At 33.9% G+C, this 16542-nt stretch carries 14 protein-coding genes; 3 read left to right on the top strand and 11 right to left on the bottom strand.

What is annotated here, in order from left to right; translation table 11 throughout:
* Positions 1-494 precede the first annotated feature (494 nt).
* A complete protein-coding gene (putP, locus tag HMPREF3267_RS06705; RefSeq protein WP_037544409.1) occupies positions 495-2033 on the top strand; it encodes a sodium/proline symporter PutP in 1539 nt (512 codons plus the stop codon).
* 332 nt (positions 2034-2365) lie between these two features.
* Here putP and HMPREF3267_RS06700 read toward each other — a convergent pair whose 3' ends face one another.
* The 11 genes from HMPREF3267_RS06700 to HMPREF3267_RS06650 form a co-directional block, all read right to left on the bottom strand.
* On the bottom strand, positions 2366-2755 hold the full coding sequence (locus HMPREF3267_RS06700; protein WP_002461363.1) for a VOC family protein: 390 nt from the start codon (positions 2753-2755) through the stop codon (positions 2366-2368).
* Positions 2756-2919: 164 nt separating this feature from the next.
* The gene (locus HMPREF3267_RS06695; RefSeq protein WP_002492732.1) at positions 2920-4110 is read right to left on the bottom strand and encodes a CamS family sex pheromone protein; all 1191 of its coding nucleotides are present in this window, start codon (positions 4108-4110) and stop codon (positions 2920-2922) included.
* A 12-nt stretch (positions 4111-4122) separates the two neighbouring features.
* Entirely contained in the window at positions 4123-6126 is a 2004-nt protein-coding gene (gene ligA / locus HMPREF3267_RS06690; protein WP_070823808.1) for an NAD-dependent DNA ligase LigA, read from the bottom strand.
* 3 nt (positions 6127-6129) lie between these two features.
* Entirely contained in the window at positions 6130-8322 is a 2193-nt protein-coding gene (gene pcrA / locus HMPREF3267_RS06685; protein WP_037544414.1) for a DNA helicase PcrA, read from the bottom strand.
* Positions 8322-9014, bottom strand: a complete 693-nt coding sequence (locus HMPREF3267_RS06680) for a heptaprenylglyceryl phosphate synthase (RefSeq protein WP_002477942.1) — start codon at positions 9012-9014, stop codon at positions 8322-8324. Before HMPREF3267_RS06680 ends, pcrA begins: the two co-directional genes overlap by 1 nt.
* Before the next feature lie 139 nt (positions 9015-9153).
* The gene (locus HMPREF3267_RS06675; RefSeq protein WP_002461369.1) at positions 9154-9456 is read right to left on the bottom strand and encodes a YerC/YecD family TrpR-related protein; all 303 of its coding nucleotides are present in this window, start codon (positions 9454-9456) and stop codon (positions 9154-9156) included.
* Between the two features lie 95 nt (positions 9457-9551).
* Positions 9552-10847: an adenylosuccinate lyase gene (purB, locus tag HMPREF3267_RS06670; RefSeq protein WP_002477941.1), complete on the bottom strand. Its 1296-nt coding sequence runs from the start codon at positions 10845-10847 to the stop codon at positions 9552-9554.
* Between the two features lie 376 nt (positions 10848-11223).
* Positions 11224-11403, bottom strand: coding sequence for an NETI motif-containing protein (locus tag HMPREF3267_RS06665; protein WP_012990796.1), 180 nt, complete (start codon positions 11401-11403; stop codon positions 11224-11226).
* The gene (locus HMPREF3267_RS06660) at positions 11384-11986 is read right to left on the bottom strand and encodes a DUF2179 domain-containing protein (protein ID WP_002477940.1); all 603 of its coding nucleotides are present in this window, start codon (positions 11984-11986) and stop codon (positions 11384-11386) included. Before HMPREF3267_RS06660 ends, HMPREF3267_RS06665 begins: the two co-directional genes overlap by 20 nt.
* A gap of 72 nt (positions 11987-12058) precedes the next feature.
* Positions 12059-12898 carry an ammonia-dependent NAD(+) synthetase gene (gene nadE, locus HMPREF3267_RS06655; protein ID WP_070823809.1) on the bottom strand — a complete coding sequence of 280 codons (840 nt, stop codon included), beginning with the start codon at positions 12896-12898 and terminating at the stop codon, positions 12059-12061.
* The gene (locus HMPREF3267_RS06650; protein ID WP_070823810.1) at positions 12891-14360 is read right to left on the bottom strand and encodes a nicotinate phosphoribosyltransferase; all 1470 of its coding nucleotides are present in this window, start codon (positions 14358-14360) and stop codon (positions 12891-12893) included. Before HMPREF3267_RS06650 ends, nadE begins: the two co-directional genes overlap by 8 nt.
* Before the next feature lie 175 nt (positions 14361-14535).
* Here HMPREF3267_RS06650 and HMPREF3267_RS06645 point away from each other — a divergent pair, with 175 nt between their 5' ends.
* Together HMPREF3267_RS06645 and HMPREF3267_RS06640 are read left to right on the top strand one after the other, a co-directional pair.
* Positions 14536-15603, top strand: coding sequence for a nitric oxide synthase oxygenase (locus tag HMPREF3267_RS06645; protein ID WP_037544418.1), 1068 nt, complete (start codon positions 14536-14538; stop codon positions 15601-15603).
* 21 nt (positions 15604-15624) lie between these two features.
* Positions 15625-16422, top strand: coding sequence for a prephenate dehydratase (locus tag HMPREF3267_RS06640; RefSeq protein ID WP_062077833.1), 798 nt, complete (start codon positions 15625-15627; stop codon positions 16420-16422).
* Positions 16423-16542 lie beyond the last annotated feature (120 nt).

Below are 16542 nucleotides of genomic sequence, written 5' to 3'. Positions count from 1 at the left end.
TTATTACATTACACGGGAGCAAGACAAAAATCTTATTTTATAATAAAGCTTTCGGTGCCACAGCCCAACTTACTTTGGTTTAAGGCTATTAAATTAAAAAACTATATAGACCGTTAGTATTAGGATTAATCTGGATTTAAGAAATTGATTTAAGTACATTCTTAACATAAATAACTATTGAAAAATGTAACGTTCGGTAATGTGTGAATTAGCTCAGCAATACATCATTATCCCTTTTATGTCTAAAAGCATTAAAATAATGTTACTCATTTATGATATTTATGCCATTATCCTAGTTACATATACAAAATCCAGAATTTTAATAGCATAGTATTCATTAATTTAAAAATTCTGAATATAAAATCTATACTTAAAATACCTTATTAAAAACTTATATTCCTTAAAAATTTAGAAGGCATAAAATTTATCTTCTCTATCTCATTCATCATATTGTATAATATTACATGTAACTAAAAATAAAGGGGGTTCTTCATATGTTATTATTGGGTTCTACATTGCAAAATCAAGTGCAAACAGACTGGCAAACGTATATTATGATTGCCATTTACTTTATTATTTTACTGATTATCGGATATTATGGCTACAGACAAGCAACAGATAATATTAGTGAATACATGTTGGGTGGTCGAAACATTGGCCCTTACATAACTGCATTATCCGCAGGTGCTTCAGATATGAGTGGCTGGATGATTATGGGACTTCCAGGTTCTGTCTATAGCACTGGATTATCTGCTATTTGGATAACAATCGGACTAACACTTGGCGCTTATCTTAATTATATTATTGTTGCACCGAGGCTTAGAGTTTATACCGAAATAGCTGGGGACGCTATCACACTTCCAGATTTTTTTAAAAATAGATTAAATGATAAAAATAACATCCTAAAAATATTCTCTGGTTTAATCATCGTTATATTTTTCACATTATACACGCATTCCGGATTTGTTTCTGGTGGCAAACTGTTTGAAAGTGCTTTTGGACTAAATTATCATATCGGTTTGCTTCTAGTAGCCGTCATTGTTATTGCTTACACGTTTTTCGGAGGATATCTAGCGGTATCAATTACTGATTTTTTCCAAGGCGTTATTATGCTAATTGCAATGGTCATGGTACCAATTGTTGCTATGATGCAACTTAATGGATGGGATACTTTCAATCGTGTTGCTGAAATGAAACCAACAAATTTAGACTTATTTCGTGGAACAACAACTTTAGGAATTATTTCCCTTTTTGCTTGGGGATTAGGATACTTTGGTCAACCACATATTATCGTACGTTTTATGTCAATAAAATCACATCAATTGCTTCCTAAAGCACGTCGCCTAGGAATTAGTTGGATGGCTGTTGGTTTATTAGGCGCTGTCGGTGTGGGGTTAACAGGTATTGCTTTTATTTCTGATAATCATATCAAAATGGAAGATCCAGAAACACTATTTATCGTCATGAGTCAAATTTTATTTCATCCACTTGTTGGTGGCTTTTTATTAGCTGCAATTTTAGCGGCGATTATGAGCACCATTTCATCTCAATTATTAGTTACTTCTAGTTCACTAACAGAGGATTTTTATAAATTAATTCGTGGGGAGAAACATGCTGCTGAGCATCAACGAGAGTTTGTTCTTGTAGGTAGATTATCGGTACTAATTGTCGCAATTGTGGCATTAGCAATCGCATGGTCTCCAAATGATACAATTCTTAATTTAGTTGGAAATGCTTGGGCCGGTTTCGGTGCTGCGTTTAGTCCTTTAGTGTTATATTCTCTTTATTGGAGAAACTTAACGCGTACCGGCGCACTAAGTGGCATGATTGCTGGTGCGGTAGTCGTTATTATTTGGATTGTATGGATCAAACCTTTGGCAACAATCAATGAAATTTTCGGTATATACGAAATTATCCCTGGATTCTTAACTAGTGTTATAGTAACTTATGTTGTCAGTTTATTAACACAGAAACCTGGAGATTTTGTCAATAAAGATATTGAAAAAGTCAAAACCATAATCCGTGAAAAGTAAATGTAAAACATTTGCGCGTTATATTTAAATATAAAGATAATATAAGACTTACAATTTCATCTTGGATATGCTGAATTATTTGTGTCTAATGACACCAATTGCATCTTTTTCATCATGTTGTTCATTGTGGCTTGCTAGTCAAATATTATCTAGCATGGAGTAATGCAATTGTAATATCACGATATAATTAATACCGCATCATTTATTTAGCATATGATTTTTTAATTTAATTAAACACACCCTAAAAGGTAAACGTTAGTCTAACTTTTAGAGTGTGTTTTTCACTAGATAATTTAACACTATTGTTGATATAATTCCATAAATTGTGGCGCCTATTCTTTAAAATAATCAGGCATCTTTAACTTCGTCTCTTGATTAACATCATGATATATCTCAATTGTAAATTCTGCTGGAGACATAAAGTAAAATGTATAAGCATTATGCGTATAGGTTGGTTCTTCAGAAGCATAACCATCTTTCGTAAGTCGTTCATACATCGCATCGACATCTTCAATACTTTTTTGCGGAAAACCAATGTGCAATTCTTTAGGATATTTAAAATCATCGCCATAAATCAAATTAAAGACAAAATGATTTTCATCATGCATAGCCACGAACTGTTTACCCGCGTTAACAAAACATGTCATATCGAAATATTTTTCGAAAAATGTTTTAGCCTTTTGTACATCTCTAACTACCATGTTTAAATGTTTTAATTCCATAAAACCCAACCTATCTCATTAAATTTATTTAATACAATGTGAAATAATAACCATTAAAGTTATTCACTTAATAATGGTGTATTTGATTCATTTCCCTAAACTTATTTAAATAAACAAAAGGCGGATATGAACTAATATAAGTTCTTCCGCCTTTAAAAAAGTTACTAGTTATTATAAATATGCACTTGTGGCTCTTTGTCATCTTTTGATTTACTGATTAAAGCTCTTGAAGTATTACCGTCTTTAATACGTATTTCGTAACTATCGATGTTATCAAAATATTTATTAGCTTGTTCAGTAACATATTGAGTGATTGCAATCGTTTCAGCTTGCCCATAATAATCTATAGGTAAATCTACTGTAAGTTGACGTGGTTTTTTATCTACAAATTTCACTTTACCTGCTGCTTGAGTAAAGTTTGTAAAATATGACTGTAAATTATTATTAAATTGCTTAAAGTTATTGTTTAATGTCTCGTTTAACTTATCTGCATCATCTGAAGGCAATAAGACTGTTTTTTCATTAATGGACTTCCAATGATTGATCGTAGTTTGACCATCATCTGCAGTTGTTTGTGCGATAAAGCTTCCCGGAGAAATAGAGTCTTGACCAGATTGTTTATAGATAGCAAAATGAATCGGTATATCTTTCAAGTCTTCGTTTGCACGTAAACGAGATAGTATTTCAGATGCCATGGATTTACCTTGTTTCTCAATTTCTTTGTCATCTAAATTTTCACTATATGTTTCTCCATCTTTTTCCTTTTGGTAATAATAAACACTATTCATTGCTAGTCCAATAGTCATTCCTTTAATATTTGAACCTTTTTTATCCCTGTTGCCATAAAAATCTTGTTCTAGTATATTCGATAAATATGCAGGAGATTTTTTAGCAATTTTAGCTTTATCTGTTTCTCCATGATGTGATGGATTAAGGCCTAAATTCTCATTTGCATTTTTATCCTTTTGTTCGCTTTCACTCATTTTGTCAATTTCATCTTTAGTAAATTTAGGCTCAAGATATGCATTAATTGTAGACTTCGATAGATATTGACCATCTTGGTATAAATACTTGTCAGTTGAAAAGACGTCTTTGCTTAAATTCAACAGCCCTCTCTCAAAATCTTCTCCATTATATCCATTCGTCATATTATCCTGTAAAATACCACGCGCTTTGCTTTCTTTAAATGGGAGTAAGGTACGATAGTTATCACCCTGTACATCTTTATCAGTCGCAATTTGATTCGCACTGTTTGGATGATCGGCTGATTTATCTTTTCTATCATCTTGATTACCGTTACTACAAGCCGCTAATATAAATAATACTGAAATCAATAAAATTATTGTCCGCTTCATCGCCGTTCTCCTCTACTCCATTATTTCCGTTTGCTTGCTAATAAAGTCACTTTCTGACCAAATTTCAGTACCAAACTTCTGTGCTTTTGTTAATTTAGACCCTGCATCTTCACCTGCAATAACTAAATCTGTGTTTTTAGTTACACTATTGGTCACTTTTGCACCTTGTAACTGAAGCCAATCAGCCGCTTCTTTACGAGTCATCTGTTCTAGTTTGCCCGTTAATACAATTGTTTTATCTTGAAACTCTGGGTGACCAGCTAATTCTGAAATCTTTACCCCTTTAAAAGTCATATTAACATCTTTGTTAGCTAATTTAGAAATCAATGATTGAATATCTTCATTTTCTAAGTATGTGACGACAGATTGCGCAAGTTTGTCACCAATATCATGAATGCTTATAAGTTCATCTTCGGTAACAGTTAACAAACGTTCTATCGTCTCGTATTTTTCAGCCAAAACATAACTTGCTTTGGCACCTAAATGACGAATACCAAGACCAAAAAGTAAATGTTCTAAAGAATTAGATTTAGCTTTGTCGATAGCTTGTAATAGATTCTCTACTTTCTTTTTACCCATGCGTTCTAAGGGTAATAAATCTTCTTCAGTTAAATAGAAAATATCTGCAACATCTTTAATCAATTCATGCTGATAGAGTTGCTGGATGATTTTCGTTCCTAAACCATCAATATTCATAGCTTGTCTAGATACGAAATGAATAAGTCCTTCAACCAGTTGAGCCTGGCATTTTGGATTGATGCAGCGTAAAGCTACTTCACCTTCAATTCTTACTAACTTATGTCCGCAGCTAGGACAATGCGTTGGCATATGATACGTTTCGGCATCATTGGGGCGCCGCTCGATAATACTTTTTACCACTTCTGGAATAATGTCTCCTGCTTTTTTCACAACAACACTATCTCCAATGCGAATATCACGCTCATGTATTAAATCTTCATTATGCAATGATGCACGTGAAACTGTGGTTCCGGCCACTTTAACTGGTTCTAGAATAGCCGTAGGTGTTACTACTCCGGTTCTTCCTATGCTTAATTCAATGTCTAACAGCCGTGTAACTACTTCTTCAGCAGGAAATTTATATGCAATTGCCCATCTAGGCGATTTTTGCGTGTAACCCATCTCTTCTTGTTGTGCTAAATCATTAACTTTAATCACGATACCATCAATATCATAAGCTAATGATTCACGTTTCACAGTCCATTTTTCAATGTACGCCAATACACCATCAATATCACTCACACACTCACGTTCTTTATTCGTTTTGAAGCCTAAGCGATCCAGTTCATCCAAAGCATCACTTTGAGTTGTTGCATTAAAATCAGAGAAATCATTGACACTATATAAAAATACACTTAACTTTCGTTTAGCTGCCAACTTTGAATCTAATTGCCGCAACGAGCCTGCAGCAGCGTTTCTTGGATTTGCAAACGGTTGTTCGTTATTTTTCTCTTTTTGTTTATTTAAGGACATAAATGAAGCTCTAGGCATATATGCTTCACCACGTACTTCGAAGTTTAATGGCTCTTTTAATTTCAAAGGGATAGCATGGATCGTTCTTAAATTTTCAGTAATATCTTCTCCAGTCGTACCGTCTCCACGCGTCAATCCTTGCACAAATTTTCCGTTTTCATATTTTAAAGATACTGCTAAACCGTCAATTTTCAGCTCACACATATATTCTACCTCACCTATGTGATCACGAATGCGTTGATCAAAACGCTTTAAATCCTCTTCATTAAAGGCATTACCTAAACTAAGCATTGGTGTATCATGTCTAACCTTTTCGAATGAAGATTGGGCTTCACCGCCAACACGCACCGTTGGAGAATCAGTCGTTTTATACTCAGGATGATCCGCTTCAATTTGGATTAATTCATGAAGAAGCTTATCATATTCGCTGTCAGGAACAGAGGGGTTATCCTGAACATAATATTCATAACTATATTGATTTAATAAATCATGTAATTCATTGACACGATGTTGCAAATTATCCATGATTTAATCCTCCTTTTTTTCAATCGGTGCAAATTGAGCTAACAAGCGTTTAGGACCTTGTGACTTAAATATAATATCTAATTCTACAGAGCCATTTTTCTCATTAACATGACTAACCATACCTTCGCCCCATGCTTTGTGTATGACCTTATCTCCAACATGCCAATCCGATGACTTAACCTCTCTCTTAGGAGAAGTAACTCGTTTACTATAGCCACGTTTTACCATAGATTTTGACTTAGGTGCAATGGTTTGACGTTTATCTTGGTTTGGTAATTCTAATAAATCTTCAGGTATTTCTTCTAGGAAACGGGATGGCATATTAGATTGTGAGCGTCCGAACAGCATTCTACTTGTAGCTCTAGTAATATAAAGCTGCTCTTCTGCACGTGTTATAGCCACATAACAAATTCGTCGTTCTTCTTGCATGTCATGATCATCATCGCTTTTAATCGCTCTAATATGAGGAAATAATGATTCTTCCATTCCCATCAAAAATACAATAGGAAATTCAAGGCCTTTAGCCGAGTGCATTGTCATCATTGTTACGCCATCATCAATTTGTGCTTCATCAATATCTGCTACTAATGATAAATCTGTTAAGAAATTAATTAAAGATTGTTCTTCAAGTGGCGTATTTTCTTCATAGTCTTTAGGCACTGACATAAATTCATCAAGGTTTTCCAAACGACTGCGTGATTCTATCGTTTGCTCTCGTTCTAACATAGCGCGATAACCTGTTTTTTCTAATATTTCTTCTACAATTTCACTGATTTCTAAAAATTCTTGTTCTTTAATCAAATTCTGTAATAAATCATAAAACTGTATACATCCTTGTGTTACTTTTTTAGAAAGTCCGATAAAGTCCGCTTCTGATAATGCATCAAACATACTGATATTATTTTGTAATGCATATGCCTGAATTTTCTCAACAGAAGATGGTCCTATACCTCTTTTTGGAACATTGATAATACGTTGTAAACTAATATCATCATTACTATTTGCTACGATTCTCAAATAACTAAGTAAATCTTTAATTTCCTTTCTGTCATAGAACTTTTGACCACCAACCATAGTATAAGGAATATTTGATTTCATAAATGTTTCTTCTAGGACACGTGACTGTGCATTTGTACGATATAAAATTGCAATGTCGCCATAGCTTTTGCCATTGCGCTGATGTTTCATGACTTCGCGCACGACATATTCTGCTTCATCTCGCTCGGTCATGGCCTCATAATACTTAATTTTTTCACCATTGGTATTGGCTGTCCAAAGTCCTTTAGGCTTTCGTTCAGTATTATTTTTAATCACTTCATTTGCTGCATTAAGTATTGTTTTCGTTGAACGATAATTTTGTTCTAAATAGATGCTTTTAGCTTCAGGATAGTCTTCTTCAAAAGATAATATATTTTGAATATCTGCGCCACGCCAACCATAAATTGATTGGTCTGAATCACCTACTACACATAAATTTTTAAATTTACTGGCTAACATTTTCACTAATGTATATTGAGCTTTATTGGTATCTTGATATTCATCTACATGGATATATTGAAATTTATTTTGATAATATTCTAATGCATCTGGAACACGCTCAAATAACCGGATTGTAGTCATAATTAAATCATCAAAATCAAGCGCTTCATTACGAGATAATTGTCGTTGATAACCACTATAAACAGTAGCAATCATCTGTTCGTGATAATTATTCGCTTCTTTTTGAGCATCGTCGGGTGTCTTTAATTCATTTTTTAAATTACTTATTGCTGATATAAACATACGTGGTTCAAATTTTTTACTATCAATATTTTCATTTTTTAATACATCTTTAATGACTGATTTTTGATCTGTCGGGTCTATTATAGTAAAATTTCGTTCGATGCCAATGCGATCAGCATCTCTACGTAAAATTTTGACACACATCGAATGAAATGTTGACATCCAGATAACTGATGCTTCTTCACCGACTAATTGTTCAACACGTTGCTTCATTTCTTTAGCTGCTTTATTGGTAAACGTAATTGCTAGTATGTTATATGGCGAAACACCTTTTTCATTTAATAAATATGCAATTCTATGCGTAAGCACTCTTGTTTTACCTGAGCCAGCACCAGCCATAATCAAAAGTGGCCCTTCTGTCGTTCTCACGGCTTCGCTTTGTTCGTCGTTCATATTTGCAACTAATGAATTCATTACTGAAACTCCTTCTTAATTTTTACTGTTTTCAATGCTTGCTTAATATCTGTATAGATTAAATCTCCAACCACAATTGTATGCGCATAATTGGCCATTTGCTGTGCTTCTGACAACGTAGATATACCGCCACCATAAAATAATTGCGTGCTAGTCAAGGTTTCAGCTACTGACTTAACTTTTTCTACATCACCATAAATACCACTATATTCTATATACATGATTGGTAAATGATATAGCTGATCAACCATTTGAGCATAAGCAATGAGATCTTCTTCATTTAAAGCTGTTTGCGCTTGTGTTACTTCAGCTACTTTGCTTTCTGGATTAAGTACGATATAGCCTTCTAAAAACAGTTCATCAAAATTGATAACATGTCCATATTGTTTTAATGCCTTATGTAACATACCATTTTGATATTTAACATCTGCACTATTTAATACTGTAGGCACGAAATAAAAATCAAATCCTGGCATAACGCTATCAATATTGGAAATTTCTAACACTAAAGGAATAGGATATCTACGTACTCTACTCATTAAATGCAATACATTATCTTCTGTTACATTATCTGTGCCACCAATAATAATTGCGTCTGTGTTGGACATACAAATTGCATCTAAATCGCTGTCATTAATAACTTTTGCAGGGTCTAATTTAAATACATGGCGCCATTCTTTTAAATCATACATACAAGTATCTCCTTTTTTAACATACCTTAAATTATATCATTTTTTATTCTCATTTCTAAACTATTATGCCAAATAAATTCGATTATCATTACGTCAAACATGGCTGAGACAAAATCATTGTCCCAGCCATGTTGTAACACTATTCTTTTGTCTTAATATTTAATCGGTCAAGAATCATTGTATATGCATCATTACCCCATTGTAATGAGCGTTTTACACGTGAAATCGTTGCAGTTGATGCGCCCGATTCTTGCTCTATCGTTGCATAGGTATAACCCTGCTTTATCATTTTAGCTACTTGTAATCGCTGCGATAATGACTGTATTTCATTGACGGTGCATAAATCATCGAAGAATTGATAACACTCTTCTCTATTTTCAAGAGTGAGTATTGCATCAAATAATTCATCTAATGCTTTCCCACGTAATTTTTCAATTTGCATCGTTAACAACCCCTAGACTCATTTTCAATATTTAATCTCATTTTAACGTACTAAATGATTAAAGTGTAGTCAAATATACGCAAGAAGTTAAGGAGTTATTCTAAACCAGCACGATTAAAAATTGTATCCACTTGATTTAAATGGTGTTTTGGATCAAAGCATTCGTCTAATTCATCCTTAGATAATACATTTGTAATTGTTTCATCTTGTTCAATTAATTCGCGGAACGGTGTTTTCGTTTCCCATGATTCCATTGCTTTTGGCTGTACTTTATCATAAGCTTCTTCTCTTACCATTCCTTTATTGATAAGTGCTAATAATACACGTTGCGAATATATAAGACCAAATGTTTTATCAATATTATTTCTCATATTATCTTCATAAACAGTTAGTCTATCTACAATATTTGTAAAACGGTTAAGCGCATAATCTAATGCAATAGTAACATCAGGTAACATAATACGTTCAGCAGAAGAATGTGATATATCACGTTCATGCCATAAAGGTACATTTTCATATGCAGTTGTAATATAGCCTCTTATTACGCGAGATATGCCAGTGATATTTTCTGATCCGATTGGATTGCGTTTATGTGGCATAGCAGAAGAGCCTTTTTGTCCTTTGGCAAATGCTTCTTCAACTTCACGTGTTTCTGTTTTTTGTAAGTTTCTAATCTCTACTGCAAATTTTTCCATAGACGTTGCTATAAGCGCTAGCGTTGCAATATAATATGCGTGACGATCCCGTTGTAATGTTTGTGTTGAAACTGGCGCTGCGTCAATACCTAAGTGCTTACACACATAGCTTTCAATTTCAGGAGGGATATTCGCAAATGTACCAACAGCACCGCTCATTTTCCCTACTTCAATTTCTTTGCGCACCTCTTTAAAGCGCTTTAAGTTACGTTTCATTTCCGTATACCATAGTGCCATTTTGATACCGAAAGTTGTAGGTTCAGCATGCACCCCATGTGTACGTCCCATCATTAAGGTATATTTGTATTTTTGAGCTTTTTCAGCTAGAACAGTTATAAATCTTTCTAAATCTTTTTCAATGATATCATTGGCTTGTTTAATGACGTAACTTAACGCTGTATCTACGACATCAGTTGAAGTGAGTCCATAATGCACCCATTTTCTTTCTTCTCCAAGTGTTTCTGAAACTTGTCTTGTAAAGGCAACAACATCATGACGTGTTTGTTCCTCTATTTCTTTAGCCCGATTGACATCTACTTTTGCATTTTGGCGAATTTTTTTAACATCGTCTTTAGGAATATATCCTAATTCACTCCATGCTTCACAAGCTAAAATTTCTACTTCTAACCATGCTTCGTAACGATTTTGATCTGTCCATATCTTTGACATTTCTTCTCTTGAATAGCGCTCTATCATTTTTTTAACTCCTATCACTAGTAATTTGATGAATGACTTACATTAAAACTGTACAATAATACGAAATAAAACGAAAAAGTTCGTTTTTTAATCACTTCAACCTTAGCTTATCAAAATTTCAAGTAAATGTATAAAGTTTTTCCTTACTTTCATATTCTATGATAATCTGAATACGAAAACAATTACTATCAACATTTTTACCACAAAAAAAGGAGCCGGACAGAATTCATTATGAATTCGTATTCCCGCCCCGATATGGTTGACTAGAATTGAAAAAAGCTTGGTATCAGCGTGTTTTCAATCCAGCCAACTACTGCAAATATATAGTTGATAGCCTAAATTATAAAGATGTTCCAAACTGTTTATCTTAATAGAACTAATCTGTATTCAATTTCTTTCCTATAAAAATGACTTCCTGTTTTAATACTTCTATGCTACCGTCAGCAAGCTCTTGAAATATAGGCTTTTCAATTCGACGTATTGGTATATATCCGTCAGAGCGCATGCGTTGTATACATTCAGTTATTGTTTCATTGTCATTTACTTGGAATTTCATAATCCACAACACTTTCTAATTCTTCAGGTTCATAAGCTGCTAACTTACGTTTACGTACACCTTTCGTCCAGAAACCACCATGTATATTTCTAGGCTCATATGCAATAATAAATGCTTTAGGATCTAGATTTTTTATGGTATCCATTAATTTAAGCTCATATTTGCGTGGAGTTAATATTTGCATCACCATACGACTGCCATCGCGTCCAAAAGCTGCGTAGTGTGTCACACCATAGCCTAAATTTCGCAATTCATTCGGCAAATCATGTTCGTATTCACCAGAGGTTACATTAACTACAACATAACCTAGCGCTAACTTTTCTTCTATTTTCATACCAACGATAATTCCAACAGAAAAGCCCAGCGCATATGCAAAAATGTTTTGTATTTGATCTAAACTTGACATTACTAATCCTAAACCTACGACATAGACTAATACTTCTAAAAAGCTCACGACTGCAGCAACATATCGATATCCTTTTAGTGTTAGAATCGTCCTCATGGTTAGGAATGTCACATAGCACACATTAATAATAAAAATAGCAAATACCATGAGCCATGGGTTTTGTGCAATTGCAGACATAAAATTCCTCTTTTCATTCATCAAATCCAGATTATTTTATCAGCCAAACTGATTTTTGTCACTAGTTTTTTATTAACTTTCAGTATTCATATCACTTTTGGGCCAGCTATATCGTGTATAAGCCAGTTCTCTTTTATGAGCATTTCTAATATAATGACGTTCAATTGTTTGACGAGCTGCCTCAGATACATCTTTTCCTTCTAAATAATCATCTATATCATTATAAGTTACACCTAACGCTTCTTCGTCTGGTAATTGCGGTTTATCATCTTCTAAATCAGCAGTAGGAACCTTCTCATATAAATGTTTGGGTGCATGTAAGAAGACTAAGAGTTGGCGTCCTTGACGTTTATTCAAACCGAAAATTGGCGCAATATCTGCAGCACCATCACCATATTTAGTAAAAAAGCCGGTAATATTTTCCGCAGAATGATCCGTACCAACAACAATGCCTTGCGTATGAGATGCGATGGAAAACTGTACTTTCATGCGCTCTCTTGCCTTTTCATTGCCTTTTTGAAAATCTGTTAACTTGATACCCGCTTCTTGTAGAGAAGTAACACTTTGATCTACAGCAGGCTTGATATTTACAGTCACTACTTTATCAGGTTGAATAAACGCGATTGCATCGTCAACTTCAACTGCATCTTTTTGCACACCATACGGTAATTTAACCGCAATAAATTCGCATTTACGACCTTCTGCGTTTAATTCATCTACAGCTAGCTGTGCGAGTTTACCAGTTAACGTTGAATCCTGTCCACCAGATATGCCAAGAACTAAACTTTTGATGAATGAATGTGATAGTACATAATTTTTAATAAATGACTTAATACTTTCAATTTCTTCTGCTTCATTAATCTCTTTTTTAACTTTCATTTCCTTAACAATGATATCTTGTAACTTAGTCATTTTCTTCCTCCATCTCTTTCACGTGCTCAGCAACCTCAAATATACGTTTATGTTTATTTTCCCAACATGCTGTACTTAAATCAACGGGATACTCTTGGGGATTTAAATAACGTTTATTTTCATCCCACAATTGAGATAATGCTTTTGTTAAATAGGCTTGCGCCTCATCTTCAGAAGGTAAATCATAAACCAGTTTACCTTGTTCAAAGATTACATGGTGTAAATCAATAGCATCAAATGATTTAATATATTTCATCTTATAAGTATGAACCGGATGAAACATTTTTAATCGACTCTCATTATTAGGATTTTCGTGTTCTAACGTTATATAATCCCCTTCCGATTTCCCTGTTTTCTTATTAATGATGCGGTATACTTTTTTCTTACCGGGTGTCGTTACTTTTTCTGCATTATTAGATAATTTAATGCGATCAACGTATTGGCCTTCATTATTTTCAACGGCAACAAGTTTATATACCGCACCCAAAGCTGGCTGATCATAACCAGTGATTAATTTTGTACCTACACCCCAAGAATCTACACATGCACCTTGGGATTTCAAGCTCATAATAGTCTGTTCATCTAAATCGTTTGAAGCAATTATCTTAGCATTAGGAAAACCAGCTTCATCTAACATTCGACGTGCTTCTTTAGACAAGTAAGCAATATCGCCAGAATCTAAACGTATACCAACAAAATTAATCTTATCTCCTAATTCTTTAGCAACTTTAATCGCAGTTGGTACACCTGACTTCAATGTGTGAAATGTATCAACAAGAAAGACACAATCTTTATGTCGTTCAGCGTATTTTTTAAATGCCGTATATTCATCCCCATATGTTTGTACTAACGCATGCGCATGTGTACCTGAAACTGGCAAACCGAATAGCTTACCCGCACGCACGTTACTCGTTGAATTAAATCCTCCAATATAAGCAGCTCTAGCTCCCCACAAAGCAGCATCTAATTCTTGTGCACGTCTAGTTCCAAATTCCATTAATACATCGTTCGGGGCTACTTGACGAATACGACTGGCTTTCGTTGCAATTAAAGTGTGAAAATTGATGATATTCAGTAATTCTGTTTCCAACAATTGTGCTTGAATTAAAGGCGCTTCCACCCTTAACATGGGTTCATTTCCAAAGCAAAGCTCTCCTTCTTGCATCGCATGAATATGGCCAGTAAATCTTAATTGCTTTAAATATTCTAAAAAGTCTTCCTGATAACCTATAGATGCAAGATAAGCAATGTCTGAATCTGTAAATTTAAAATTTTCCACAAACTGAATTACCCGTTTCAAACCATTAAATACTGCATAACCACTATCAAATGGCATATTTCTAAAATACAAATCAAAAACTGCCATTCGCTCATGTATGCCGTCATGCCAATAACTTTCTGCCATATTTATTTGATATAAATCATTATGCAACATTAAACTATCATCACTATATTGATACACAAGACTCTCTCCAATCGATCTTTTTATATATTTTATCATAATTCAAACATTCAGAATAATTTAGTTGTTTAATACATACTTTATGTGATCTGCTTTAAAAGACAAATTAGTGACAATGTAATCTTTTTTATGGCCTTTTAATAGCTCTCCATTATAATGGTGATGAGGTGAGCATATGTTAAGGGAAAAAGCCATACAATTTATCCAAACTATGTATAAAGAATTAAAATATTCACAAACTAAAATGAATGCTCGTATACTACAAATAGAGCAAGAAATTGAAGAATCTGGTATTTATACACATACATTAGAAGAATTAACGTATGGTGCCAAAATGGCATGGAGAAATTCAAATCGTTGTATCGGCCGACTATTTTGGGAATCGTTAAACGTTATTGATGCGAGAGATGTTCAAGATGAATCGTCCTTTATAAATTCAATCCATCAGCATTTATCTTTAGCAACAAATGGCGGAAAAATAAAACCTACAATTACTATTTTTTCAGCGGAAAACCCACCTAAAATTTTCAACAATCAAATCATTCGCTATGCTGGATACGATGACATGGGTGACCCTGCAGAACGAGACGTGACTCGTCTAGCACAACACTTAGGATGGAAAGGTAATCATACAGATTTTGATGTGTTACCATTAATCTTTCAAATTCCTGGGAAGCGTGTAACATATCATGAACTTCCTTCTGAACTTGTGAAAGAAGTTGATATTATACATGAGCATTACCCTAAATTAAAAGCACTTAATTTAAAATGGTATGCCGTTCCTATTATTTCAAATATGAACTTAGTTATCGGTGGCATCACATATACCTGCGCTCCTTTTAACGGCTGGTATATGGTCACTGAAATTGCAGTTCGAAATTTTACTGATTCTTATCGCTATAATTTATTAGAAAAAGTTGCAGATGCTTTCAATTTTGATACACTAAAAAATAATACATTCAACAAAGATCGGGCATTAGTTGAATTGAATTATGCGGTCTATCATTCATTCAAATCGCAAGGCGTTTCAATTGTTGATCACTTAACGGCTTCTAAACAGTTTGAACTTTTTCAACAAAAGGAAGCTCAAGCAGAACGCCAAGTGACTGGTAAGTGGTCCTGGCTGGCACCGCCATTATCGCCAACTTTAACTGATAACTATCACCATGGTTTTAATAATGAGATGAAAGATCCAAATTTCTATTATAAAAAGAACAAAACAACATCTTGCCCTTTCCATTAAACACGCATATGGGGGTCAACTATGAAATTACATTATTTAGGTCCAAAGGGCACTTTTTCTTTTTTAGCAAGCCAACAAATCGTCTCAGAGCCATCAATTGATCGGTGTGCACAGTCCAACTTGCTTGAGGTTATTTTAGCTGTAGTAAATAATAAAGAAGATATGGGAATCGTTCCTATCGAAAATTCTATCGAAGGGACGATTAATATGGTTGCAGATGCACTAGCACAACAAGATATTTTTGCCCACGGGGAAATTATCATAAACATTCACTTTGGATTATATGCATTGCCCCATACATCACTTTCTGATATTTCTACCGTTTATTCGATTGCACCAGCGATTAGTCAAACATGTAACTTTATACACCAACATGGTTTTAATTACGATTATGTCGATAGTACTATTCAGAGTTTAGATAAAATTACATCGACGACTGCAGCAATTGCACCACTGGGCAGTGGAGAACGACTAGGATTTAAGGCCTTAGCATCAAATATTGAAGATTATCCGCATAACACAACACGCTTTTTAATCATCAAAAATCATAATCATTTTAAACCGTATACCAGTCAGACCATACTTGTTATAACACCTCAGTCCGATAAACCCGGCCTATTAGCCAGCATATTAAATACATTTGCATTATTTAATATTAATTTATCATGGATAGAATCACGACCTTTAAAAACAGAACTTGGAAAATATCGATTTTTTGTCCAAGCTGACAGAGGTTTAAATGATGAATTAAAAAAAGTGATTTCAATATTAGAAACATTAGACTTTAAAATTAAAATTATCGGTTCGTTTTCTAATTAAAAATAATTCTGAAATAGTTTCAATGGTATCATTTTGAAGAAAATAAGCCGGGAGCTTTTAGTAATTTTTTATAACGCACATCGTTGATTTAGTTTAGTGGTATTTATTAAATGATACGAA

Source organism: Staphylococcus sp. HMSC62D11, from assembly GCF_001839145.1.
In the GTDB taxonomy this organism is placed as follows: domain Bacteria; phylum Bacillota; class Bacilli; order Staphylococcales; family Staphylococcaceae; genus Staphylococcus; species Staphylococcus lugdunensis.
The sequence above is the reverse complement of the archived record's forward strand: the minus strand, read 5'-3'. Positions and strand labels throughout refer to the sequence as shown.

What these genes read in the sequence shown, in the direction of transcription:
- pcrA (WP_037544414.1), bottom strand. Translation starts at nt 8,322, where the DNA reads ATGAATTCATTAGTTGCAAATATGAACGACGAACAAAGCGAAGCCGTG.
- ligA (WP_070823808.1), bottom strand. Translation starts at nt 6,126, where the DNA reads ATGGATAATTTGCAACATCGTGTCAATGAATTACATGATTTATTAAAT.
- HMPREF3267_RS06700 (WP_002461363.1), bottom strand. Translation starts at nt 2,755, where the DNA reads ATGGAATTAAAACATTTAAACATGGTAGTTAGAGATGTACAAAAGGCT.
- HMPREF3267_RS06675 (WP_002461369.1), bottom strand. Translation starts at nt 9,456, where the DNA reads ATGCAAATTGAAAAATTACGTGGGAAAGCATTAGATGAATTATTTGAT.
- HMPREF3267_RS06665 (WP_012990796.1), bottom strand. Translation starts at nt 11,403, where the DNA reads ATGAAATTCCAAGTAAATGACAATGAAACAATAACTGAATGTATACAA.
- HMPREF3267_RS06660 (WP_002477940.1), bottom strand. Translation starts at nt 11,986, where the DNA reads ATGTCTGCAATTGCACAAAACCCATGGCTCATGGTATTTGCTATTTTT.
- purB (WP_002477941.1), bottom strand. Translation starts at nt 10,847, where the DNA reads ATGATAGAGCGCTATTCAAGAGAAGAAATGTCAAAGATATGGACAGAT.
- putP (WP_037544409.1), top strand. Translation starts at nt 495, where the DNA reads ATGTTATTATTGGGTTCTACATTGCAAAATCAAGTGCAAACAGACTGG.
- HMPREF3267_RS06645 (WP_037544418.1), top strand. Translation starts at nt 14,536, where the DNA reads ATGTTAAGGGAAAAAGCCATACAATTTATCCAAACTATGTATAAAGAA.
- HMPREF3267_RS06695 (WP_002492732.1), bottom strand. Translation starts at nt 4,110, where the DNA reads ATGAAGCGGACAATAATTTTATTGATTTCAGTATTATTTATATTAGCG.
- nadE (WP_070823809.1), bottom strand. Translation starts at nt 12,898, where the DNA reads ATGACTAAGTTACAAGATATCATTGTTAAGGAAATGAAAGTTAAAAAA.
- HMPREF3267_RS06640 (WP_062077833.1), top strand. Translation starts at nt 15,625, where the DNA reads ATGAAATTACATTATTTAGGTCCAAAGGGCACTTTTTCTTTTTTAGCA.
- HMPREF3267_RS06680 (WP_002477942.1), bottom strand. Translation starts at nt 9,014, where the DNA reads ATGTATGATTTAAAAGAATGGCGCCATGTATTTAAATTAGACCCTGCA.